The following is a 21,625-nucleotide window of genomic DNA, read 5'->3' as shown; positions in this document are numbered from 1 at the left end:
CGGCGTTCGTCCGTGCGGCGGCTACTTGCGCATGACCTCGGGCTCGTGGCGTCGCAGGAAGCGGGACACGAAGAACCCGCAGATCACGCCGAGGGCGAGCAGGGCGGCCATGTCCATGCCCCAGGCGCCGACGGTGTGCTCCCACAGCGGGTCGGTGGCGGCACCCGGCTCGGGTGGGCTGATCCTGTTGAAGTCCAGTGTGGCGCCCGCGGCGCCGACCGCCCAGCGCGAGGGCATCAGGTACGAGAACTGGTTGACGCCGACCGCGCCGTTCAGGACGAAGAGACAGCCCGTGAAGACGACCTGGATGATCGCGAACATGACCAGCAGCGGCATCGTCTTCTCGGCGGTCTTCACCAGCGAGGAGATGATCAGGCCGAACATCATCGAGGTGAAGCCCAGCGCCATGATCGGCACGGACAGCTCGACGAGTGTGGCGCCGCCGAAGACGAGGCCCCGCTCGGGGATCTCACGGCTGGAGAAGCCGATGACGCCGACCAGCAGGCCCTGGAACACGGTGATCATGCCGAGCACGAACACCTTGGACATCAGGTAGGCCGAGCGGGACAGGCCGGTGGCGCGTTCCCGCTCGTAGATGACGCGTTCCTTGATCAGCTCGCGGACGGAGTTCGCCGCGCCTGCGAAGCACGCACCGACGGCGAGGATGAGCAGCACCGTGGTGGCCGTGCCGTTGGGGATGATCCGGCCCGCCTGGTTGGGCGGGTTGGGCAGCAGGCCGCGGTCGGCGTCGATGAGCAGGCTGACCGCGCCGAGGACCGCCGGCAGGATCACCATCAGGGCGAGGAATCCCTTGTCGGAGACGATCACTGAGATGTAGCGGCGCACGAGCGTGAGGAACTGGGACATCCAGCCCTGCGGCTTCGGCGGCTTCATCGCCTGCATGGCCGGCATCTGTACGGCCTGCGGGGCGACGGCGTCGATGTCCGCGGCGTACATCTGGTAGTGCTGCGAGCCCTTCCAGCGACCCGCCCAGTCGTAGTCGCGGTAGTTCTCGAAGGCGGAGAAGACATCGGCCCAGGTGTCGTAGCCGAAGAAGTTCAGCGCCTCCTCCGGCGGACCGAAGTAGGCGACCGCGCCGCCCGGGGCCATCACCAGGAGCTTGTCGCACAGGGCCAGCTCCGCGACGGAGTGGGTGACGACGAGGACCGTACGGCCGTCGTCGGCCAGCCCGCGCAGCAGCTGCATGACATCGCGGTCCATGCCCGGGTCGAGGCCGGACGTCGGCTCGTCCAGGAAGATCAGGGACGGCTTGGTGAGCAGTTCGAGCGCCACCGAGACGCGCTTGCGCTGACCGCCGGAGAGGGAGGTGACCTTCTTCTCCTTGTGGACGTCCAGCTTCAGCTCGCGCAGCACCTCGTCGATGCGGGCCTCGCGCTCGGCCGCCGTGGTGTCGGCGGGGAAGCGCAGCTTGGCCGCGTACTTGAGGGCCTTCTTGACGGTCAGTTCCTTGTGCAGGATGTCGTCCTGCGGCACCAGGCCGATGCGCTGGCGCAGCTCGGCGAACTGCTTGTACAGGTTGCGGTTGTCGTAGAGGACGTCGCCCTGGTCGGCGGGGCGGTAGCCGGTGAGCGCCTTCAGCAGGGTCGACTTGCCGGAACCGGACGGGCCGATGACCGCGATCAGCGACTTCTCCGGCACCCCGAAGGAGACGTCCTTCAGGATCTGCTTGCCGCCGTCGACCGTGACGGTGAGGTGGCGGGCGGAGAAGGAGACCTCACCGGTGTCGACGAACTCCTCGAGCCGGTCGCCGACGATGCGGAAGGTCGAGTGGCCGACGCCCACGATGTCGGTCGCGTCGAGCGTCGCCGAGCCACCCTTGGGGATCGGCTGGCCGTTGACGTACGTGCCGTTGTGCGAGCCGAGGTCGCGGATCTCCATGCGCCCGTCGGGCGTCGCGTGGAACTCGGCGTGGTGCCGGGAGACCTGGAGGTCGGAGACGACCAGGTCGTTCTCCAGGGCGCGGCCGATGCGCATCACGCGGCCGAGGGAGAACTGGTGGAACGTGGTCGGGCTGCGGTCGCCGTACACCGGCGGTGCCCCCGCCGCACCACCGGGCACCTTCTGCGCGTACCCCTCGGCCGGGCCCTGCTGCTGCGGGACGCCCGGTGTGCCCTGCTGCCAGCCGGCCTGCTGCGGCGACTGCGGCTGCGGGGCGTGCTGTTGCGGCGTCTGCCAGCCGGCTCCCTGCGCGGCGTGCGGCTGCTGCTGAGGCTGAGCCTGAGGCGTGGCGACGGAGGCCTCGGCCCCCGAGAGATTCAGCCGCGGGCCGTCGGTCGCGTTGCCCAGGTGCACCGCCGTGCCGGAGGCCAGCTCCAGATGGTGGATCCGCTGGCCCTGTACGAACGTGCCGTTGGTGCTGCCGTGGTCCTCGATGACCCAACTGCGGCCGTTGAAGCCGACCGTGGCGTGGCGCCAGGAGACCCTGGCGTCGTCGAAGACTATGTCGCCCTGCGGATCGCGTCCCAGGGTGTAGGACCTGGACGGATCGAGCGTCCAGGTACGTCCGTTTGATTCCAGTACGAGTTCCGGCACTCCATGCCCCACTGAGTTGTCCCCCGAGTTACCCCCGTCGCAGGGAGTCTAGGGATGTCGAACATCGGGGGGAACTATTCCAGGATCGGCACCGTGACCGAAAGTCGGGCCTTGCGGCGACCGCACACGGACGCTCGGACACGTGCCGTTGACGGGGGTTGAAAAGTGCCCGGAGAGTGGTAATCCCACGCGAGGGGGACACGCGCGGCGGACGCCGCGCCCGCGGATCGGGGGTCTGTCATGGGCTTCACCAGGGGCTGGGCCACCACCAGGCACGGCGCGCGCCCACCAGGGCGCACCGTGCCGTGGGGAGATGTCGTGCTCTCCGCCGTCGCCGCTGTGAGCTGGGCGTTGATCGGCATGGCGGGGACGGCGGCGCTCGGTCTGCATCTGCTCCGGGCGGACGAGGCGGGCGCGTTGGGGCGGATGACCGCGGCCGTCGTGGCGCTCGGGGCGGGGGGCTCGGTGACCCCTTCCGGGGACGTGTCCGCCTTCGGCCTCACCGGCGCCCAGGCGGACACGGCCATCGAGATCACGCCACTCGGCGTGAGTCTGGTCGGTGCGCTGCTGCTGTCCTGGTTCTTCCTGCGATCCCTGCGTACGGCGGGAGTTGCCGTCACGCCCGCCGAACTCCTGGCCCGTGCCGGATCGGTGCTCGTCGTGAGCGCGGTGATGTTCGCAGGGCTGGCCTGGGCGGGGCACGACGTCGTCACGATCGACGGCGGATCGCTCGGGCTCGACGACCTGCCCGGCATCGGGGGCGGCGGCGGAGGCGGCGGGATCGACATCCCTGGGCTGGGGGACATCGGCGGGCTGCTGCCGGACCGGATCGGCGACCTCATCGACGCCAAGGCGTCGGTCGGCTTCACCGTCGACACCGTTCCGACGCTGCTCGGCGGGCTCGCCTGGACGGCGGGCGTGCTCGTCGTCGCGCTGCTGGCCTCGCGGCGCACCCCGCTGCCCCGCGGTCTGGAGTTCGCGCACGCGGTGGTGCGTCCGGCGGTGTCCGCGCTCGTCACCGTGCTGGTCGTCGCCGTCGCGGCCGGGCTCGCGGCGGCCGGGTACGCGGCGATCGGCGACGACCACCCCGCCCGGATCGCCGGTGCCGCACTCCTCGGCGCGCCCGACGGGGTGTGGCTCGGCGTCGCGATCGGCCTCTTCGTGCCGTGGGACGGCCGGGCGACGGGCGAGCTGGCGAAGCTGCTGCCGGATCCGCTGGACGACCTGCTGACAGTGCACGCCGACCGGCCCGTCACGCTGGCGCGACTCGCCGATCTCGACGGACGGGTGTGGCTGCTCGGCGTCGCGGCCGCGCTGATGATGCTGCTGGCGGGGGTGCTGACAGCGGTGCGGACACCGCTGCCGTCCGCGTCCCGGGAGCACGGGCGGGAGGGCGCGGGGCGGAGGGTGGGCTTCCTCGGCTTCGCCGGCCGGTGCGCGCTGCGGCTCGGGGTGGCGTCGGCCGTGGCGCTGCCGCTGCTCGTCCGGCTGACGGAGGTGTCGGTCAACGCGTCCCTCTCCGTGCTGGGCTTCGACGCCTTCGGGGCGGGGATCGAACTGCACGGGCGGCCGGGTCCGGCCGTGCTGCTCGGTGCCGTGTGGGGCGCGGGCGCGGGTGCCGTGGGCGCGCTGCTGACCTGCGCGAGCGGTGCGGCCGGCCGGCGGGCGGCGCCGCTGGCACGGAGTGACGCGGCCACGGCGCCCGGCGGTACGGAAGCGGCGCCGTACCCGGCGGCCGGGGCGCACGGCGCGGCAGGAGGCCCGTACGGGACGGGAGCCGGACCCCGCGACGCGAGGAGCGGCCCGTACCCGCCCGGCCCGGGAACCCCCGGGCCGGGCGGCGGCCCCGGAGCCGCGCCGGCCGGTGGCTCCTCGGCCCGCGGGAGCGGCACCGGCCCCGCGCGCGGCGGCCGGGGCCCGGCACCCGAAGCGCGTCCCGGGCCGTACGCACCCGGGACGCCGTACCGTCCACCGAACCCCGACACCAACCCGTACCTCCGGGTGCCCGACGAAGTGCGGGCGCCGCAGGACGGCGGCGGCAGCGGCGGGGGCTCAGGTGAGGCCGCGGGCGGGAACCCCGCCGGGGGCGACGTGTACGGCGCACCGACCATGGCCCGCCCGGTGGGGCCGCCTCCCCCGGCGCCGGGGCCCCGGCCGGGCGGGCGCCGCGGCGAGGCCCCTCGCGGGGACGACGGGCCGCCTCCCCCACCACCCCCTCCCCCACCGCCGGCCCGACGGCCGAAGGGACCGCGCTGAGCCGGGCCCCGCGGCCGGTCCACGGGCCGGTCCACGAATGAGGCCGCGCCACTCGCGCGCCGCCCGGTGCCCCGTGTCCGCCAGGCGGACCTCAGGGGCGGAAGGCACTGGGTGCCGGATACGGTGGAAGCACCATGAGCGCTTCGCAGACCTCGTTCCCCGAGACCTCTGACGTCCCCACTCTCCTTGTGAAGATCTTCGGCAAGGACAGGCCGGGCATCACGGCAGGACTCTTCGACACCCTGGCCGCCTACTCCGTCGACGTGGTCGACATCGAGCAGGTGGTCACCCGTGGCCGGATCGTGCTGTGCGCGCTCGTCACCGAGCCGCAGCCCGGCCTGGAGGGCGGCCTCAGGGCCACCGTCCACAGCTGGGCCGAGTCGATGAAGATGCAGGCCGAGATCATCTCCGGCCTCGGCGACAACCGGCCGCGCGGCCTGGGCCGTTCCCTGGTGACCGTGCTGGGTCACCCGCTGACCGCGGAGGCGACGGCCGCCATCGCCGGCCGGATCACCCGGGCGGGCGGCAACATCGACCGCATCTTCCGGCTGGCGAAGTACCCGGTGACGGCGGTCGAGTTCGCGGTCTCGGGCGTGGAGACGGAACCGCTGCGCACCACGCTCGTGACGGACGCCGCCGCTCTGGGCGTGGACATCGCGGTCGTGTCGGCGGGGCTGCACCGTCGGGCCCAGCGGCTCGTCGTCATGGACGTCGACTCCACGCTCATCCAGGACGAGGTCATCGAGCTCTTCGCCGCGCACGCGGGCTGCGAGGACAAGGTCGCCGAGGTGACGGCGGCGGCGATGCGCGGTGAGCTGGATTTCGAGCAGTCCCTGCACGCGCGTGTGGCCCTGCTGGCGGGGCTGGACGCGTCGGTGGTGGACAAGGTGCGCAGCGAGGTGCGCCTGACGCCGGGCGCCCGCACGCTGATCCGCACGCTGAAGCGGCTCGGCTACCAGGTCGGGGTGGTCTCCGGCGGGTTCACGCAGGTGACCGACGACCTCAAGGAACGGCTGGGGCTGGACTTCGCCCAGGCCAACACCCTGGAGATCGTCGACGGGAAGCTGACGGGCCGGGTCACGGGCGAGATCGTGGACCGGGCGGGCAAGGCGCGGCTGCTGCGCCGGTTCGCCGCCGAGGCGGGCGTGCCGCTGTCGCAGACGGTCGCGATCGGTGACGGGGCCAACGACCTGGACATGCTGAACGCGGCCGGTCTCGGCGTCGCCTTCAACGCCAAGCCGGTGGTGCGCGAGGCGGCGCACACCGCCGTGAACGTGCCGTTCCTCGACACCGTGCTCTACCTGCTGGGTGTGACCCGCGAGGAGGTCGAGGCCGCCGACACGGTCGTGGCCGAGGTCCAGTGAGGCAGGCCGGACGTACGCGGGCCCCGCATCGCGGTGATGCCGGGCCCCCGCACGTCACGGATACGGGTCACTCGCTGGGCGCCCAGTAGTCGTTCAGCCTGGCCGTGCCGGGCTCCAGGGTCTTCCACGGGCCGTCGTGGAGGAGAACGGCGAAGGCCGCGGCGGGGAAGCCGCGGCGGTTCATCCGGCTGAGGACGTCGCCCTCGGCCGAGCCGGACAGGATGTCGGCGAGGCCGTGCACACCGGGGTTGTGGCCGATCAGCAGGACGTTCTGCACGTCGTCCGGGATCTCGTTGAGCAGCGCGATCAGCTCACCCGGCGAAGCCTCGTAGATCCTCTCCTCGTAGACGGTTTTCGGCCGGTGCGCGAACTCGTGGACGGCGAGCTTCCAGGTCTCGCGGGTCCGGGCCGCCGTGGAGCACAGGGCCAGGTCGAAGGGGATGGCGGTGTCGGCCAGCCGCCGCCCGGCCTCGGCGGCGTCCATACGGCCCCGTTCCGCGAGCGGGCGCTCATGGTCGGACACCTGTGGCCAGTCTGCTTTCGCATGCCGGAAGAGGACGATCCTGCGGGGTTCTGCGACGCTCATGACACCCAGCTTCGCATGAAACAGGCCATGGGGCGCAGGGAGTTGACTTGCGATTTCACGGCTGGGTGACGAGCTGCCGGACCCGCTCCACGAGGTGGGCGATCGCGGGGTCCCCACCGGCCGCGTGGGCGTCGGACGGATTCAGCACGAGCAGGAGCAGGGTGATGAAGGCGAGGGTGGGCAGGGCCAGGGCCCACCAGGGCAGCCGGCTGCCGACACCGCCCGTCGTCGCCGGGTGGGGCCGGGTGTGTGTACGGGCCGACATGGGTGCCTCCGCTGGTCTCCGCCGGTTCCGATCCGTGACCCGCCTGTCGCGGTCACATCTCGACGTTACGGATTGCGCGGGCGCCGTCCCATCCGGTGATCCACCCACTTGACCCTGACCCTCACCCCCTAGGGGAACGGGGGACAACCCCACCACCGGACCGGGCGCGGCCCGGCCGGCGCGGGGTCACGGGGAGGTCGGAGTCACGGGGAGACGATCGTCGCGACGATGGCGACCACCACGAAGACGGCGAGGAAAGCGCCGAAGACCAGCAGCATCTTCTTCTGGCCGTTCTGGGGGTTCGGGTCGAGCACTGGCATGGGCCAAGTCTCGCACCCACCGGAGAACGCCCCGCGTCCGGGGCGGGGAAACCGGTGCCGGGAGCCGGCGAACCTGGACCGGGGAGCCGAGTGCCGGGAGCCTGAGAGGTCGAGCGTCCGTCGGGCCTGCCGCTCCCGTGGTCCGGAGGGCCACCGGCTTCCCCGGAGACCCGCCGGTCCGGAGGCAGGGCCCCGGGCGCCCGGCGGTGCCGCGGCACGCCGGTCCGCCAGAGGGCGGGCCCGGAGCAGGCCCGGAGCGGGCGGTCCCAGCATGGGTGGGCCCGGAGCGGCGGTCCAGGAACAGGCCCGGCACGGGCGGGCCCGGCAGGGCGGCGCGTCCGGGGCCGGGCGCCTGGGGGGCTCAGGCCGTCGCTTCGTCCTCCACCGTGCGGTTCCGTCCGGCCAGGACGCCGACGATCATCTGCGGCACCATCAGCGCGCCCATCGCCGCCAGGGGAATGCCCCAGCCGCCGCTGCTCTGGTAGAGCACGCCGACCAGGAGCGGCCCCGGAACGGAGATCAGATAGCCGGTGCTCTGGGCGAACGCCGAGAGCTGGGCCACGCCCGCCCCGGTACGGGCGCGCATCCCGACCATCGTCAGGGCCAGCGGAAACGCGCAGTTCGAGACACCCAGCAGCAGCGCCCAGGCCCAGGCGCCGGCGGCCGGTGCGAGGTACAGACCGGTGTAACCGGCGAGCCCGCACGCTCCGAGGGCGAGCACGATCGGGCCCTGGTTCGGCAGCCGGGTGGCCAACCGGGGTATGACGAAGGCCAGGGGCACGCCCATCACCATGGTGACGGCCAGCAGCAGGCCGGCGGTACCGGCGGGGACACCGGCATCACGGAAGATCTGCGCCATCCAGCCCATCGTGACGTACGCGGCGGTGGCCTGGAGACCGAAGAAGACGGCCAGTGCCCAGGCGGTGCGGCTGCGGGTGATGCGCAGCGCGGGTGTCTGCGCCCGCTCCGCGCGCGCCTGCGGGACCCGTGCGGAGGCCGGGTCGGCCGGGCTCGGCGTGCCGCGGTCGCGCACCAGCGGCAGCCACGGCAGGACGGCCGCCGCGGCGAGACCCGCCCAGAGGGTCAGCCCGGTCTGCCATCGGCCGCCCAGTGCCTCGGTCATCGGCACGGTGGCCGCGGCGGCCACGGAGGTGCCGAGGGCGAGGGCCATGGAGTACAGGCCGGTCATGGAGCCGACCCGGTCGGGGAACCAGCGCTTGACGATGACGGGCATCAGCACGTTGCCGACGGCGATGCCCATCAGGGCCAGGGCGCTGGCGGCGAGGAAGCCGGCCGTGCCCCCGGCGTGGGGCCGGATCAGCAACCCGGCCGTGATGGCGGCCATGCCGGCGCAGACCACGGCGGCGGGGCCGAAGCGGCGGGCCAGCCGGGGAGCCGCGACGCCGAAGACGGCGAAGCACAGGGGCGGCACGGAGGTGAGCAGCCCGGCCGCGGTGCCGCTCATGCCCAGGCCCTCGCGGACCTCCTCCAGCAGCGCGCCGAGGCTGGTGATGGCGGGGCGCAGGTTCAGCGCGGACAGGACGATGCCGACGACGACCAGGCGGGCGGCCCAGGTACGCGCCGCCGGGCCGGTGGCGCCTACGGTGGTGGCCGCGGCCGGGGCGCGTCCGGTCGTGGGCGTCGTGGTCCGGGTCTCCTCGCCATACATGCCGACCATCATAGAATGATGGGATGATTGGTTGTCCATCCCCGGGCGGCCCGCTCCGGCCCCCGCCGTGCGAAGGTGTGTCATGCCCCTGAGCCATCCCCGCCGCTCGGCACTGTCCGAGCAGGTCATCACCGCCCTGCGCGCACAGATCACCTCGGGCGAGTGGCCGGTCGGCTCCCGCATCCCGACCGAGCCCGAGCTGGTCGAGCAGCTCGGGGTCGCCCGCAACACCGTCCGCGAGGCCGTACGGGCGCTCGCGCACAACGGCCTGCTGCACATCCGGCAGGGCTCGGGCACCTATGTGGTGGCGACCAGCGAGCTGGCCGGCGTGATGCACCGCCGGTTCGCCGGCGCGGACCCGCGGCACGTCGCCGAGCTGCGCTCCACGCTGGAGTCCGGAGCGGCCAAGCTGGCCGCCGAGCGCCGCACCGAGAAGGACCTGGGGCAGCTCGACGCGCTGCTGCTGCGCCGCGAGCAGGCGTGGGAGTCCGGTGACGCGGAGGCGTTCGTGGCGGCGGACGCGACCTTCCACCTGGCCGTGGTGTCCGCCTCCCACAACGACGTGATGACGGCGATGCACGCGGACCTGGGCGAGGTGCTGCGGGACTGGCTGCGCGAGGACGTCGGCGGCGAGCTGACGCCCGGCACCCGCATGGACCACACACGGCTGGTCGACGCGATCCGCGCGGGTGACGCCGAGGCCGCCGCGGCCGAGGCGGCGAGCTACCCGTTCCTGTGCCGGCCGGAGCGGTGGTTCAGTTCCCCGGCCGCTGGTGGCTGACCCAGGCCGAGCCGACCTCCTTCCAGCAGCGGCCGGACAGCCGTACGGTCGCCGCCGGTCCGGCGTCGGCCGGGGAGGTGTCGGTGTCGATGTCCCACCAGCGGGCGCACTCGATGTGCAGACGCACCCGGTCGGTGTCGACGTAGGGGTTGTGACAGTGGGCGACGACGTGGGAGCCGTTCACGTGGATGAGGCACGCGGCGCCGAACGGCTGCGCGGCGGCCTGCTCCGGGACGGCCGGCTGCCCCGCCGCCGGAGGGGCGCTGCGCACGCGTGCGTGCGGGACCGGGTCGTAGGGCAGGCAGAGCAGGAGCGTGGCCGCGACGGTCACTGAGGCCAGGTTGCGGGACAGGCGCACAAGGGGACCTCCTCGGCCGTACGGCTGCGGGGCGGTGCGTACTCCAGAGTGCTCGATGCCCCCCTGCCCCCGCCCGACCGGTGAGCCGAACGGGTGACATCGAAGGGCCCGCACCCAGGTGGCAGGTGGGTGCGGGCCCTTCGGGGCACGGGTCGCGGTCAGGCGCCGATGGCGTGCAGCCCGCCGTCCACGTGGACGATCTCGCCGGTGGTCTTCGGGAACCAGTCGCTCAGCAGCGCGACGATGCCGCGGCCGGCCGGCTCCGGGTCCTTCAGGTCCCACTCCAGCGGGGAGCGGGTGTCCCACACGGCGGCGAGGTCGCTGAAGCCCGGGATGGACTTGGCGGCCATGGAGCCGAGCGGGCCCGCGGAGATGAGGTTGCAGCGGATGTTCTGCTTGCCCAGGTCGCGGGCGATGTACCGGCTGGTCGCCTCGAGCGCGGCCTTGGCCGGGCCCATCCAGTCGTACTGCGGCCAGGCGAACTGCGCGTCGAAGGTGAGGCCGACGATCGAGCCGCCGTTCTGCATCAGCGGCAGGCAGGCCATGGTGAGCGACTTCAGGGAGTACGCCGAGACGTGCATGGCCGTGGCGACCGACTCGAACGGCGTGTTGAGGAAGTTGCCACCCAGGGCGTCCTGCGGGGCGAAGCCGATGGAGTGCACGACGCCGTCGAGACCGCCGAGTTCCTCGCCGACGATGTCCGCGAGCCGCGCGAGGTGCTCGTCGTTGGTCACGTCGAGCTCGATGACCTTGGTGGGCTTCGGCAGCTTCTTGGCGATGCGCTCGGTCAGCGTGGGCCGCGGGAACGCGGTCAGGATGATCTCGGCGCCCTGTTCCTGGGCCAGCTTGGCGGCGTGGAAGGCGATGGAGGACTCCATCAGCACACCGGTGATCAGGACGCGCTTGCCCTCGAGAATTCCGCTCATGGTGATCAGTGACCCATTCCCAGTCCGCCGTCAACGGGGATGACGGCTCCAGTGATGTACGAGGCGTCGTCCGAGGCGAGGAACCGCACCGCCGCGGCGATCTCCTCGGGCTGCGCGTAACGGCCCAGCGGCACCTGCGCGACGATGCCCTTGCGCTGGTCGTCGGTGAGCACCTTGGTCATGTCGGTGTCGACGAAGCCGGGCGCGACGACGTTGAAGGTGATGTTGCGCGACCCCAGCTCACGGGCGAGGGAGCGCGCGAAGCCGACGAGGCCGGCCTTGGAGGCGGCGTAGTTGGCCTGGCCCGCGGAGCCGAGCAGCCCGACCACGGACGAGATCAGGACGACGCGGCCCTTCTTGGCGCGCAGCATGCCGCGGTTGGCCCGCTTGACGACGCGGAAGGTGCCGGTGAGGTTGGTGTCGACGACCGAGGTGAAGTCCTCCTCGGACATGCGCATCAGAAGCTGGTCCCTGGTGACGCCGGCGTTGGCGACGAGGACCTCGACCGGGCCGTGCTCGGCCTCGATCTCCTTGTAGGCCTGCTCCACCTGCTCGGGATCGGTGATGTCGCACTTCACGGCGAGGAAGCCGGCCGGCGGCTCCCCCGAACGGTACGTGATCGCGACCTTGTCGCCGGTGTCGGCGAAAGCGCGGGCGATGGCGAGGCCGATGCCCCGGTTGCCTCCGGTGACGAGAACCGAGCGGCTCAACGGATCACCCTTTCGATAGCGGTCTGGCACTCCCGCCCGAGCACCTGGATGACAGGCGGTTTCCCCGAAAACCTATCGGTCCGGGCGGGGGTGCGGGCATTCGGGCACCGACAGTGGCTCACGGGACTCCCTGTGGGGTCCCTACAGAATCATGCGACGCCGGGACGGAAAGATGTGGTCGCACGACCGGCGGCGCGACATGATCGGATCCGACAGGTCACGACAGCAGGGAGACCTCGGTGCCTCATACGATCGACGAAGCCTTCACGGCGCTTCCCCTACGCGCCCTCGCCGACGCCGCGCTCGCCCGCGCGCGGGCGCTCGGGGCCGAGCACGCCGACTTCCGGCTGGAGCGGGTGCGCAGCGCGTCCTGGCGGCTGCGGGACGCCAAGCCCGCGGGGTCGTCGGACACCACCGACCTCGGCTACGCGGTGCGGGTGGTGCACGGGGGCACCTGGGGCTTCGCCTCCGGGGTGGATCTGACGATGGACGCCGCCGCCCGGGTCGCGTCGCAGGCGGTGGCCATGGCCAAGCTGTCCGCGCAGGTCATCAGGGCCGCCGGGGCGGGCGGGGGAACACCTGCCACGCCCTCGGGGCAGTGGGGGACGGTCGAGCTGGCCGACGAGCCGGTGCATGCCGACCGGACGTGGATCTCGTCGTACGAGATCGATCCGTTCAGCGTGCCGGACGAGGAGAAGGTGGCGCTGCTGGAGGAATGGAGCAGGCGGCTGCTGGACGCCGACGGGGTCGACCACGTCGACGCCTCGCTGCTCACCGTCCACGAGAACAAGTTCTACGCCGACACCGCGGGGACCGCGACCACCCAGCAGCGGGTGCGGCTGCATCCGGCGCTGAACGCGGTGTCGGTCGACGCCTCCAGCGGCGAGTTCGACTCCATGCGCACCCTCGCGCCGCCCACCGGGCGCGGCTGGGAGTACTTGACGGGCACCGGCTGGGACTGGGACGGGGAACTGGCCGAGATCCCCGAGCTGCTCGCGGAGAAGATGCGGGCGCCGAGCGTCGAGCCGGGGCTGTACGACCTGGTCGTCGACCCGTCCAACCTGTGGCTCACCATCCACGAGTCCGTCGGCCACGCCACCGAGCTGGACCGCGCCCTGGGCTACGAGGCCGCCTACGCGGGCACGTCCTTCGCCACGTTCGACCGGCTCGGGACACTGAAGTACGGCTCGCAGCTGATGAACGTCACCGGCGACCGGACCGCCGAGCACGGCCTGGCGACCGTCGGCTACGACGACGAGGGCGTCGCGGCCCAGTCCTGGGACCTGGTCAAGGACGGCGTCCTGGTCGGCTACCAGCTCGACCGCCGGATCGCGAAGCTGACCGGGTTCGAGCGGTCCAACGGGTGCGCCTTCGCCGACTCCCCCGCCCATGTGCCCGTGCAGCGCATGGCGAACGTGTCGCTGCAGCCGGACCCGGCCGGTATGTCGACGGAGGACCTCATCGGGTCCGTGGACCGCGGGATCTACGTGGTGGGCGACCGGTCCTGGTCCATCGACATGCAGCGGTACAACTTCCAGTTCACCGGGCAGCGGTTCTTCCGCATCGAGAACGGCCGGATCACCGGGCAACTGCGGGACGTCGCGTACCAGGCGACGACCACCGACTTCTGGGGATCGATGGCCGCCGTCGGCGGTCCGCAGACATACGTCCTCGGCGGCGCGTTCAACTGCGGCAAGGCCCAGCCGGGCCAGGTCGCCGCCGTCTCCCACGGCTGCCCCTCCGCGCTCTTCAACGGCGTCAACATCCTCAACACCACGCAGGAGGCAGGCCGATGAGCGCCCCCGCCAGCAAGCCGCACGAGATCGTCGAGCGGACCCTGGAGCTGTCCACCGCCGACGGCTGCGTCGTGATCGCCGACGAGCACTCCACCGCCAACCTGCGGTGGGCGGGCAACGCGCTGACCACCAACGGGGTCACCCGCGGGCGCACGCTCACCGTGATCGCGACCGTCGACGGCGGCAGGGGCACCGCCTCCGGGGTGGTCTCCCGGTCCGCCGTGACCGCGGACGAGCTGGAGCCCCTGGTGCGCGCCGCCGAGGCCGCCGCGCGCGCCGCCGGTCCCGCTGAGGACGCGCAGCCGCTGGTCACCGGTACACCGGCCGCGCCGGACTTCACGGAGGCCCCCGCGGAGACCTCCTCCGCCGTCTTCACCGACTTCGCGCCGGCGCTCGGCGAGGCCTTCGCCCGCGCGCGTGCCGGCGGCCGGGAGCTGTACGGCTTCGCCAACCACGAGCTGGTGTCGACCTACCTCGGCACCTCGACGGGCCTGCGGCTGCGCCACGACCAGCCCAGCGGCACGTTGGAGCTCAACGCCAAGTCGCCCGACCGGTCGCGCTCGGCGTGGGCGGGCCGTTCCACGCGGGACTTCAAGGACGTGGACCCGGCAGAGCTCGACGCCGAGCTCGCCGTACGGCTCGGCTGGGCTCAGCGGCGCGTCGACCTGCCCGCGGGACGGTACGAGACTCTGCTGCCGCCGACCGCGGTCGCGGACCTGCTGATCTACCAGTTGTGGTCGGCGTCGGGCCGGGACGCGGCCGAGGGGCGGACGGTGTTCTCCCGGCCGGGCGGCGGCACCCGCGTCGGCGAGAGGCTCTCCGAGCTTCCGCTGACCCTGCGCAGCGACCCGGACGAGCCGGGCCTGGAGTGCCCGCCGTTCGTGATCGCGCACTCCTCCGGCGGGGACCAGTCGGTGTTCGACAACGGGCTGCCGTCCCCGGCCACCGAGTGGATCAGCGCCGGTGTGCTGAACCGGCTGACGACCACCCGGCACAGCGCGTCGCTGACGGGGCTGCCGGTGGCCCCGGCGATCGGCAACCTGATCCTGGACGGCGGCGACGACCGCTCCCTGGAGGAGATGGTCGCGGGCACCGAGCGGGGGCTGCTGCTGACCTGCCTGTGGTACATCCGCGAGGTCGATCCGGCGACCCTGCTCCTCACCGGCCTGACCCGGGACGGGGTGTACCTGGTGGAGAACGGCGAGGTGACCGGCGCGGTGAACAACTTCCGGTTCAACGAGTCACCGGTCGGCCTGCTGGGGCGGGCCACCGAGGCCGGGCGCACGGAGAAGACGCTGCCGCGCGAGTGGAGCGACTGGTTCACCCGGGCGGCGATGCCGGCGCTCCGGGTGCCCGAGTTCAACATGAGTTCGGTCAGCCAGGGCGTCTGAGCCGCCCCGGGCCGCACCACCGGACGGTCCGCTGGAGGTGCCGCGACGCGCCGCCGGTCGTCCGCGGCGCCGTCGTGTCCGGTCGCGCGGTTCCCGGGCCCTTTCGACGGTGCCGCCGACCCGCAGCGGGCCCTCGGCCGACCTGCTTAGACTTGGGGAACCCGTTCGCATCTCTGAAGGAGACATACGACCGTGACGGACATCGTCGACGAGTTGAAGTGGCGGGGCCTGTTCGCCCTGTCCACCGACGAGGACGCCTTGCGCAAGGCGCTCGCGGACGGTCCCGTCACGTTCTATTGCGGCTTCGACCCGACCGCGCCGTCCCTGCACGTGGGGCACCTGGTACAGGTGCTCACCGTCGCCCGGCTCCAGCAGGCCGGCCACCGGCCGCTGGCGCTGGTCGGCGGGGCCACGGGCCTGATCGGCGACCCGCGCCCGACCGCGGAGCGCACCCTGAACGACCCGGACACGGTCGCCGGCTGGGTCGAGAAGCTGCGCCGCCAGATCGAACCGTTCCTGTCCTTCGAGGGCGAGAACGCGGCCGTGATGGTGAACAACCTCGACTGGACGCAGGGCCTGTCGGCGATCGAGTTCCTGCGGGACATCGGCAAGCACTTCCGCGTCAACAAGATGCTGACCAAGGACTCGGTCGCGCGGCGACTGGAGTCCGACCAGGGCATCAGCTACACGGAGTTCAGCTACCAGATCCTGCAGGGCATGGACTTCCTGCAGCTGTACCGGCGGTACGGCTGCACGCTCCAGCAGGGCGGCAGCGACCAGTGGGGCAACCTGACGGCGGGCCTGGACCTGATCCACCGGCTGGAACCGCACGCCGCCGTCCACGCGCTGGCGACGCCGCTGATGACCAAGGCGGACGGCACCAAGTTCGGCAAGACCGAGGGCGGGGCCGTGTGGCTCGACCCGGAGATGACGACGCCGTACGCGTTCTACCAGTTCTGGCTGAACGTGGACGACCGGGACATCTCGCGGTACATGCGGATCCTGTCCTTCAGGTCCCGCGCGGAACTGGAGGAGCTGGAGCGGCAGACCAAGGAGCGGCCCCAGGCCCGTGCGGCCCAGCGCGCACTGGCGGAGGAGCTGACGACGCTGGTGCACGGCGCCGACCAGACGGCCGCTGTGATCGCCGCGTCCCGGGCCCTCTTCGGCCAGGGCGAGCTGTCCGAGCTGGACGAGCCGACCCTGTCGGCGGCCCTGTCGGAGGTGCCGCACGTCCGGGTCACCGGGCCCGCGCAGGTGGTGGACCTGCTCGCCGAGGTGGGCCTGGTGCCCAGCAAGTCGGCCGGCCGCCGGACGGTCAAGGAGGGCGGCGCCTACGTGAACAACACGAAGGTGACCGCCGAGGACGCCGTCTGGGCCGAGGAGGACCTGCTGCACGGGCGCTGGCTGGTGCTGCGCCGCGGCAAGAAGAACCTGGCCGCCGTCGAGGTCGTCGACGGCTGACGCGCGGCGGACACGGGGCGGCTCGCCCCGGGATGCACGGTCGAAGGGGCGGTTCCCCGTGCGGGGACCGCCCCTTCGGCGCGGGTGCTGCGCCGCTCAGGCCTGCTGCTTGCGTCTGCCCAGGGTCGCCGTGTAGATCATGTCGCCCAGGTAGACGATGATGATCGCGGCGACCAGCTGGAAGAAGTGCCGGCTCCAGTCGATGCCGCGGGTGGCGGCGACGCCCAGCCCGCGGGCGACCGCGTTGCCGACGACGGCCCCCAGCATGCCGAAGATCGTGGTCAGCCACAGAGGGCTGTGCTGCTTGCCCGGGATGATCATCTTGGCAACGACGCCCAGCACGAACCCGACGACGACGGCCCACAACCAGCCCATGGCTGCCTCCTCGTACGGCACGACGCGGGACCTGTGACGAGTGTCGGTCCGAGGGCGGTACGGCGCCTGCCGGGTGGGGCCGTACGTGGTACGGCGGTGGACCGTTCGCCCGGGCGGGCGGAGACCCGGTCTCCAAGGCGGCGGAGCTGCGGCGTACCGTGGAGATGTCCGGTGCAGGCGCCTTTCGGCCGACTGCGGACGGGTACGAGCGGGGCACAGTCCGATGCGGGCGGATGGTGGAATGTGATGCGGAAGCTGCACGGCGGCGGCAACACCGAGGTGTTCCGGATCACGGGGGCCCGGACGGGTCTGCAGGAGGACGTGCGCGGCCGGCAGCGGCGGTACGTCATCTCCATGACGATCCGCACGGTGTCGGTGATCCTCGCGGCGACCCTGTGGAACGTGGAGCGGCACGTCGCGATCGTGGCGCTGGTGCTGGGCGCTGTGCTGCCGTACATCGCCGTGGTGATCGCCAATGCCGGCCGGGAGAACGCGCCGTCGCTTCCCTCGACGTTCGTGGCCGGTCCGACGCGGCCGGTGATCGCCTCGACTCCGGGAGAGGAACGGTTCGCGGAATCCCGTCCGGAGGACGACAGCGAGGAGCCGCCCGAACGTCGGCCATGAGCGGGCTGTGCGTCCAGCTCAAGAAAAGCTCAAATCAATCATGCTGTTCGGCTGCCCTGCGGTGGTGTGCTCGTGACATACTTCGTACGCGCTCCGCATCCCCCGTCGGAGCGACGGACCGACGCCGGGCAGCTCCCCCCGTGGCTGCTCGGCGTCGCCTTGTGTGCGCCCTTTTTCTGCGAGACGGACCTGTGACCGACGAGATCCCGATGTGTTCCGCCAAGGGCTGCCGTGCCGACGCGGTGTGGGTGCTGGCGTGGAACAACCCCAAGCTCCACGCGCCGGAGCGGCGCAAGACGTGGCTGGCGTGCGAGGAGCACCGCGAGCATCTCGCGCAGTTCCTGGGGGTGCGCGGATTCCTGAAGGACGTCGTCACGCTGGAGGACTGGGACGTCCGGCAGGGGCACTGAGCCGGTTCCGCGGGGTGCCGCGCGCGGTCGCGGCGGGCGTGCGCCGCTGCCCGGGGGCCGCGGCGCGGGCCGTTCACCCGCCGATCGCCGACATCGGCCGCTCGGGCTGAACGAAGGTCGGGTCGTCCAGGCCCGCGCCCGCCTTCTTCCCTCCCATGGCCACCCGCCAGATGCGGGCGATCTCCTCGTCGGGGGCGCCGGAGCGCAGCGCGGCGCGCAGGTCGGTCTCCTCGGTGGCGAACAGGCAGGTCCTTATCTGCCCGTCGGCCGTCAGGCGGGTGCGGTCGCAGGCCGCGCAGAAGGGGCGGGTGACGGAGGCGATGACGCCGACCACGTGCGGGCCGCCGTCGACCAGCCAGCGCTCGGCGGGCGCCGAGCCGCGCTTCTCCTCGCCTTCGGGCGTCAGCTCGAAGCGGGTGCGCAGGCGGGCGAGGATGTCTCCGGCGGTGATCATGCCGTCGCGCTTCCAACCGTGCTGGGCGTCGAGGGGCATCTGCTCGATGAACCGCAGCTCGTAGTCGTGTTCGACGGCCCAGGCCAGGAGGTCGGGGGCCTCGTCCTCGTTGAGCCCGGGCATCAGGACGGAGTTGACCTTCACCGGGTTCAGGCCGGCCTCGCGGGCGGCGTGGAGGCCGTCGAGGACGTCCTGGTGGCGGTTGCGGCGGGTCAGGGTCTTGAAGACGTCCGGGCGGAGCGTGTCGAGGGAGACGTTGACCCGGTCCAGGCCGGCGGCCTTCAGGGCCGCCGCCGTGCGACGCAGTCCGATCCCGTTGGTGGTCAGCGACGTCTGGGGCCGGGGGTCGAGGGCGGCGACCCGCTCGACGATGCCGACCAGGCCGGGGCGCAGCAGGGGCTCGCCTCCGGTGAAGCGGACCTCCGTGATGCCGAGCGTGCGCACGGCGATGCCGACGAGCCGGACGATCTCGTCGTCCGTGAGCAGGTCGGGTTTGGCCAGCCACTGCAGGCCCTCCTCGGGCATGCAGTAGGTGCAGCGCAGGTTGCACCGGTCGGTCAGCGAGACCCTCAGGTCGGTGGCCACGCGGCCGTAGGTGTCGATGAGCACGTGGGCCCCCTCCCTCGTCGCGGTTCGTGGATCGCCCGTGTTCCGGCATCCGACACCTGCGAGCCTACGCGAGAGGGCCGACATCGGAGCAGACCCGATCCCACGACGTGGGACGCGGCCGTGTCGTAGGGAGCTACGACACGGCCGCGTCCCGGGTGCGGGGTGATCCGACCAGGAGCCGGCTGCCGCGGGGTGTGCCGCGGATGTCCCTCCCGTCCCGCGGGATGGAGGCCCTGCTCGCGGGACGGTCCCCGGGCAGGTCGGGCGATGCGGACCGAGGTTCGGCAGCGCCCCGGTAGGGGCGCGGGGAGCTGCGCGGCCGGCCGGACGGCGCTGCGGTCGACGGACGTCGTACCGCGGCTCAGTGGGCTCCGGTGCCGGTCAGGGAGCGGACCTCCAGCTCGGCGTACTTGGCGGTGTCCGGCTCCTCCTTGGACAGGTAGGTGCCGACGACGCCCATCAGGAAGCCGACGGGGATGGAGATGATGCCGGGGTTGCTCAGCGGGAACCAGTGGAAGTCGACGTCGGGGAACATCGAGGTCGGCTTGCCCGACACCACGGGGGAGAAGAGCACCAGTCCGACCGCGGTGACGAGGCCGCTGTAGATCGACCACAGGGCTCCGGAGGTGGTGAACCGCTTCCAGAACAGGCTGTAGACGAGCGTCGGCAGATTTGCGGAGGCGGCCACCGCGAAGGCGAGGGCGACCAGTCCGGCGACGTTCAGGTCGCGGGCGAGAGCACCGAGGACGATGGAGACCGCGCCGATGCCGACGGTTGCCCAGCGGGCCGCGCGCACCTCCTGCTTCTCGGTGGCTCCGCCCTTCTTGATGACGTTGGCGTAGATGTCGTGGGCGAAGGACGACGAGGAGGCGAGGGTGAGGCCGGCGACGACGGCGAGGATCGTGGCGAAGGCGACGGCGGAGATCGTCGCGAGCAGGACGGCTCCCGAGGTGGAGTCGACGCCGCCGAGGTGGAGGGCGAGCAGGGGTGCCGCGGTGTTGCCGGCCTTGTTGGAGGCGATGATCTCGTCCGGCTTGATCAGCGCGGCGGCGCCGAAGCCGAGGGCGAGGGTCATCAGGTAGAACGCGCCGATCAGGCCGATGGCCCAGATGACGGACTTCCGGGCGGCCTTGGCGGTGGGCACGGTGTAGAAGCGGATGAGGATGTGCGGCAGACCCGCGGTGCCCAGGACGAGGGCGATGCCCAGGGAGATGAAGTCCAGCTTGGTGGTGCCGGTGGCGCCGTACTTCAGGCCGGGCTCCAGGAAGGAGGCGCCCTTGCCGCTGTTGTCGGCGGCCGAGCCGAGCAGTTCGGAGATGTTGAAGTCGAACTTCAGCAGTACCAGGAAGGTCAGCAGGACGGCGCCGGCGATGAGCAGGACGGCCTTGACCATCTGGACCCAGGTGGTGCCCTTCATGCCGCCGATGGTGACGTAGACGATCATCAGTACGCCGACCAGGGCGACGGTGCCGATCTTGCCGGCGTCGCTGGTGATGCCGAGCAGCAGCGAGACGAGTACGCCGGCGCCGGCCATCTGCGCCAGCAGGTAGAAGATCGACACGACGATGGTGGAGGTGCCGGCCGCCGTGCGGACGGGCCGCTGGCGCATGCGGTAGGCCAGCACGTCGCCCATGGTGTAGCGGCCGGAGTTGCGCAGCGGCTCGGCGACCAGCAGCAGGGCGACCAGCCAGGCCACCAGGAAGCCGATGGAGTACAGGAAGCCGTCGTAGCCGAAGAGGGCGATGGCGCCCGCGATGCCCAGGAAGGACGCGGCGGACATGTAGTCGCCGGAGACGGCGAGGCCGTTCTGGAAGCCGGTGAACTGCCGGCCGCCTGCGTAGAAGTCGGCGGCGTCCTTGGTCTGCCGGCCGGCCCAGACGGTGATGACGAGGGTCGCGAGGACGAACACCGCGAACAGGCTGATGATCAGCGGCCGGTGCTCACTGGCCTCGCCGGCCGCCAGGGTGATCGCGGGGCTCATGCGCCGCCCTCCATCCGGGACTTGATGGCCTCTGCCTTGGGGTCGAGTTCGGCGGCGGCGTGCCGCGCGTACCACCAGGCGATGAGGAAGGTGGTGAGGAACTGGGCGAGGCCGAGGACGAGGGCCACGTTGATGTTGCCGAACAGCTGGGTGCCCATGAAGTCGCCGGCGTAGTTGGACAGCAGGACGTACAGCAGGTACCAGGCGATGAAGGCGACGGTGAGCGGGAACGCGAAGGAGCGGTAGGAGCGGCGCAGTTCACCGAACTCCGCGCTCTCCTGGACCTCGGTGAACTGCTCGGCCGACGGCAGCCGGGCTGGGGTGGGCGAAGGCGGGGGTGTCTCGGTGGCCACGAAGTCTCCTCGCGATGCGGGGGCGGTTGCGACGGGGGCGGGAGCGAGTGTCCTCGCCTTCCCTGCACAAGGTCACGGCGCCACGCGAGAACGGGTTCACCGGAGGGCCCCTGTTTCCGAAGTCGGTCCAGGAAGGTCATTGCTGGCAGGGGAGATCGCGGGTTAGCTTCGCCCTGCACCACCCGTCATGTACCTGCCCGGGCACCACCTGTGTCACGGGCCGGTTTCGTTTCCGGATGATGTGGAGACCCCATGGCTCATCTGCCTTCCAGGCGCCGTCTGGCCCTCGCCGTGCCCGTCGTGCTGTCGCTGACCGCCTCTCTCGGCTTCCTGCCGGCGGCGGCCTCGGCGGCGCCGATGAGGACGGGTCCGGCGGGGGTGCC

20 protein-coding genes are annotated in these 21,625 nt (G+C 72.0%); 8 read left to right on the top strand and 12 right to left on the bottom strand.

The features are described 5' to 3' along the window. Window positions 1–21 precede the first annotated feature (21 nt). On the bottom strand, window positions 22–2,553 hold the full coding sequence (locus JS756_RS33735) for an FHA domain-containing protein (RefSeq protein ID WP_205387084.1): 2,532 nt from the start codon (window positions 2,551–2,553) through the stop codon (window positions 22–24). 240 nt (window positions 2,554–2,793) lie between these two features. On the opposite strand from JS756_RS33735, the gene JS756_RS33730 reads away from it, so the two are divergent. Both JS756_RS33730 and serB read left to right on the top strand, forming a co-directional pair. After that, complete coding sequence (locus JS756_RS33730; RefSeq protein ID WP_205387083.1) at window positions 2,794–4,809, top strand: streptophobe family protein; 2,016 nt, start codon at window positions 2,794–2,796, stop codon at window positions 4,807–4,809. 134 nt (window positions 4,810–4,943) lie between these two features. Continuing rightward, a complete protein-coding gene (gene serB / locus JS756_RS33725) occupies window positions 4,944–6,173 on the top strand; it encodes a phosphoserine phosphatase SerB (protein WP_205387082.1) in 1,230 nt (409 codons plus the stop codon). Window positions 6,174–6,240: 67 nt separating this feature from the next. Here serB and JS756_RS33720 read toward each other — a convergent pair whose 3' ends face one another. The 4 genes from JS756_RS33720 to JS756_RS33710 form a co-directional block, all read right to left on the bottom strand. Continuing rightward, window positions 6,241–6,759 (bottom strand): SixA phosphatase family protein, encoded by a 519-nt coding sequence (locus JS756_RS33720; protein ID WP_205387081.1) that lies wholly within the window; start codon window positions 6,757–6,759, stop codon window positions 6,241–6,243. Between the two features lie 55 nt (window positions 6,760–6,814). Then, window positions 6,815–7,024 carry a hypothetical protein gene (locus JS756_RS33715; protein ID WP_205387080.1) on the bottom strand — a complete coding sequence of 70 codons (210 nt, stop codon included), beginning with the start codon at window positions 7,022–7,024 and terminating at the stop codon, window positions 6,815–6,817. Window positions 7,025–7,227: 203 nt separating this feature from the next. Then, on the bottom strand, window positions 7,228–7,344 hold the full coding sequence (locus tag JS756_RS37740; protein WP_275892781.1) for an SGM_5486 family transporter-associated protein: 117 nt from the start codon (window positions 7,342–7,344) through the stop codon (window positions 7,228–7,230). 361 nt (window positions 7,345–7,705) lie between these two features. Next, complete coding sequence (locus tag JS756_RS33710) at window positions 7,706–9,025, bottom strand: CynX/NimT family MFS transporter (protein ID WP_205387079.1); 1,320 nt, start codon at window positions 9,023–9,025, stop codon at window positions 7,706–7,708. Window positions 9,026–9,095: 70 nt separating this feature from the next. Here JS756_RS33710 and JS756_RS33705 point away from each other — a divergent pair, with 70 nt between their 5' ends. Then, window positions 9,096–9,794 carry a FadR/GntR family transcriptional regulator gene (locus JS756_RS33705; RefSeq protein ID WP_205387078.1) on the top strand — a complete coding sequence of 233 codons (699 nt, stop codon included), beginning with the start codon at window positions 9,096–9,098 and terminating at the stop codon, window positions 9,792–9,794. Here JS756_RS33705 and JS756_RS33700 read toward each other — a convergent pair. The 3 genes from JS756_RS33700 to fabG form a co-directional block, all read right to left on the bottom strand. After that, complete coding sequence (locus JS756_RS33700; protein WP_205387077.1) at window positions 9,769–10,152, bottom strand: hypothetical protein; 384 nt, start codon at window positions 10,150–10,152, stop codon at window positions 9,769–9,771. The genes JS756_RS33705 and JS756_RS33700 overlap by 26 nt on opposite strands. A 158-nt stretch (window positions 10,153–10,310) precedes the next feature. Beyond that, window positions 10,311–11,078 carry an enoyl-ACP reductase FabI gene (gene fabI, locus JS756_RS33695; RefSeq protein ID WP_205387076.1) on the bottom strand — a complete coding sequence of 256 codons (768 nt, stop codon included), beginning with the start codon at window positions 11,076–11,078 and terminating at the stop codon, window positions 10,311–10,313. 5 nt (window positions 11,079–11,083) lie between these two features. Continuing rightward, window positions 11,084–11,788: a 3-oxoacyl-[acyl-carrier-protein] reductase gene (gene fabG, locus JS756_RS33690; RefSeq protein ID WP_205387075.1), complete on the bottom strand. Its 705-nt coding sequence runs from the start codon at window positions 11,786–11,788 to the stop codon at window positions 11,084–11,086. A gap of 239 nt (window positions 11,789–12,027) precedes the next feature. Here fabG and JS756_RS33685 point away from each other — a divergent pair, with 239 nt between their 5' ends. The 3 genes from JS756_RS33685 (at window position 12,028) to tyrS (ending at window position 16,436) form a co-directional block, all read left to right on the top strand. Further along, window positions 12,028–13,584 (top strand): TldD/PmbA family protein, encoded by a 1,557-nt coding sequence (locus JS756_RS33685; protein ID WP_205387074.1) that lies wholly within the window; start codon window positions 12,028–12,030, stop codon window positions 13,582–13,584. Beyond that, window positions 13,581–14,975 carry a metallopeptidase TldD-related protein gene (locus JS756_RS33680; protein WP_205387073.1) on the top strand — a complete coding sequence of 465 codons (1,395 nt, stop codon included), beginning with the start codon at window positions 13,581–13,583 and terminating at the stop codon, window positions 14,973–14,975. Before JS756_RS33685 ends, JS756_RS33680 begins: the two co-directional genes overlap by 4 nt. A gap of 192 nt (window positions 14,976–15,167) precedes the next feature. Next, window positions 15,168–16,436, top strand: a complete 1,269-nt coding sequence (gene tyrS, locus JS756_RS33675) for a tyrosine--tRNA ligase (protein ID WP_205387072.1) — start codon at window positions 15,168–15,170, stop codon at window positions 16,434–16,436. 96 nt (window positions 16,437–16,532) lie between these two features. On the opposite strand, the gene JS756_RS33670 is transcribed toward tyrS, so the two are convergent. Continuing rightward, window positions 16,533–16,811 (bottom strand): GlsB/YeaQ/YmgE family stress response membrane protein, encoded by a 279-nt coding sequence (locus JS756_RS33670; protein ID WP_205387099.1) that lies wholly within the window; start codon window positions 16,809–16,811, stop codon window positions 16,533–16,535. A gap of 246 nt (window positions 16,812–17,057) precedes the next feature. Between JS756_RS33670 and JS756_RS33665 the strand changes: the two genes are divergently transcribed. Together JS756_RS33665 and JS756_RS33660 are read left to right on the top strand one after the other, a co-directional pair. Then, a complete protein-coding gene (locus JS756_RS33665) occupies window positions 17,058–17,435 on the top strand; it encodes a DUF3099 domain-containing protein (RefSeq protein WP_205387071.1) in 378 nt (125 codons plus the stop codon). 191 nt (window positions 17,436–17,626) lie between these two features. Beyond that, on the top strand, window positions 17,627–17,845 hold the full coding sequence (locus JS756_RS33660) for a hypothetical protein (RefSeq protein WP_205387070.1): 219 nt from the start codon (window positions 17,627–17,629) through the stop codon (window positions 17,843–17,845). A 73-nt stretch (window positions 17,846–17,918) separates the two neighbouring features. Here the strand turns inward: JS756_RS33660 and moaA are convergent, their stop codons facing one another. The 3 genes from moaA to JS756_RS33645 all read right to left on the bottom strand — a co-directional run bounded on the left by moaA (window position 17,919) and on the right by JS756_RS33645 (window position 21,242). Beyond that, on the bottom strand, window positions 17,919–18,908 hold the full coding sequence (moaA, locus tag JS756_RS33655; protein ID WP_307791370.1) for a GTP 3',8-cyclase MoaA: 990 nt from the start codon (window positions 18,906–18,908) through the stop codon (window positions 17,919–17,921). Between the two features lie 361 nt (window positions 18,909–19,269). Next, a complete protein-coding gene (locus JS756_RS33650) occupies window positions 19,270–20,889 on the bottom strand; it encodes a monocarboxylic acid transporter (protein ID WP_205387068.1) in 1,620 nt (539 codons plus the stop codon). Next, window positions 20,886–21,242, bottom strand: coding sequence for a DUF485 domain-containing protein (locus JS756_RS33645; protein WP_205387067.1), 357 nt, complete (start codon window positions 21,240–21,242; stop codon window positions 20,886–20,888). Before JS756_RS33645 ends, JS756_RS33650 begins: the two co-directional genes overlap by 4 nt. Window positions 21,243–21,625 lie beyond the last annotated feature (383 nt).

The organism is Streptomyces actuosus, from assembly GCF_016921115.1.
Taxonomy (GTDB): Bacteria; Actinomycetota; Actinomycetes; order Streptomycetales; family Streptomycetaceae; genus Streptomyces; species Streptomyces actuosus_A.
This window is presented reverse-complemented; position numbering and strand designations above follow the sequence as displayed.

Excerpts from the sequence above, each read along its gene's own strand:
- JS756_RS33730 (WP_205387083.1), top strand. The coding sequence starts at position 2,794 with ATGGGCTTCACCAGGGGCTGGGCCACCACCAGGCACGGCGCGCGCCCA.
- serB (WP_205387082.1), top strand. The coding sequence starts at position 4,944 with ATGAGCGCTTCGCAGACCTCGTTCCCCGAGACCTCTGACGTCCCCACT.
- JS756_RS33720 (WP_205387081.1), bottom strand. The coding sequence starts at position 6,759 with ATGAGCGTCGCAGAACCCCGCAGGATCGTCCTCTTCCGGCATGCGAAA.
- JS756_RS33715 (WP_205387080.1), bottom strand. The coding sequence starts at position 7,024 with ATGTCGGCCCGTACACACACCCGGCCCCACCCGGCGACGACGGGCGGT.
- JS756_RS37740 (WP_275892781.1), bottom strand. The coding sequence starts at position 7,344 with ATGCCAGTGCTCGACCCGAACCCCCAGAACGGCCAGAAGAAGATGCTG.
- JS756_RS33710 (WP_205387079.1), bottom strand. The coding sequence starts at position 9,025 with ATGATGGTCGGCATGTATGGCGAGGAGACCCGGACCACGACGCCCACG.
- JS756_RS33705 (WP_205387078.1), top strand. The coding sequence starts at position 9,096 with ATGCCCCTGAGCCATCCCCGCCGCTCGGCACTGTCCGAGCAGGTCATC.
- fabI (WP_205387076.1), bottom strand. The coding sequence starts at position 11,078 with ATGAGCGGAATTCTCGAGGGCAAGCGCGTCCTGATCACCGGTGTGCTG.
- JS756_RS33680 (WP_205387073.1), top strand. The coding sequence starts at position 13,581 with ATGAGCGCCCCCGCCAGCAAGCCGCACGAGATCGTCGAGCGGACCCTG.
- JS756_RS33670 (WP_205387099.1), bottom strand. The coding sequence starts at position 16,811 with ATGGGCTGGTTGTGGGCCGTCGTCGTCGGGTTCGTGCTGGGCGTCGTT.
- JS756_RS33665 (WP_205387071.1), top strand. The coding sequence starts at position 17,058 with ATGCGGAAGCTGCACGGCGGCGGCAACACCGAGGTGTTCCGGATCACG.
- JS756_RS33650 (WP_205387068.1), bottom strand. The coding sequence starts at position 20,889 with ATGAGCCCCGCGATCACCCTGGCGGCCGGCGAGGCCAGTGAGCACCGG.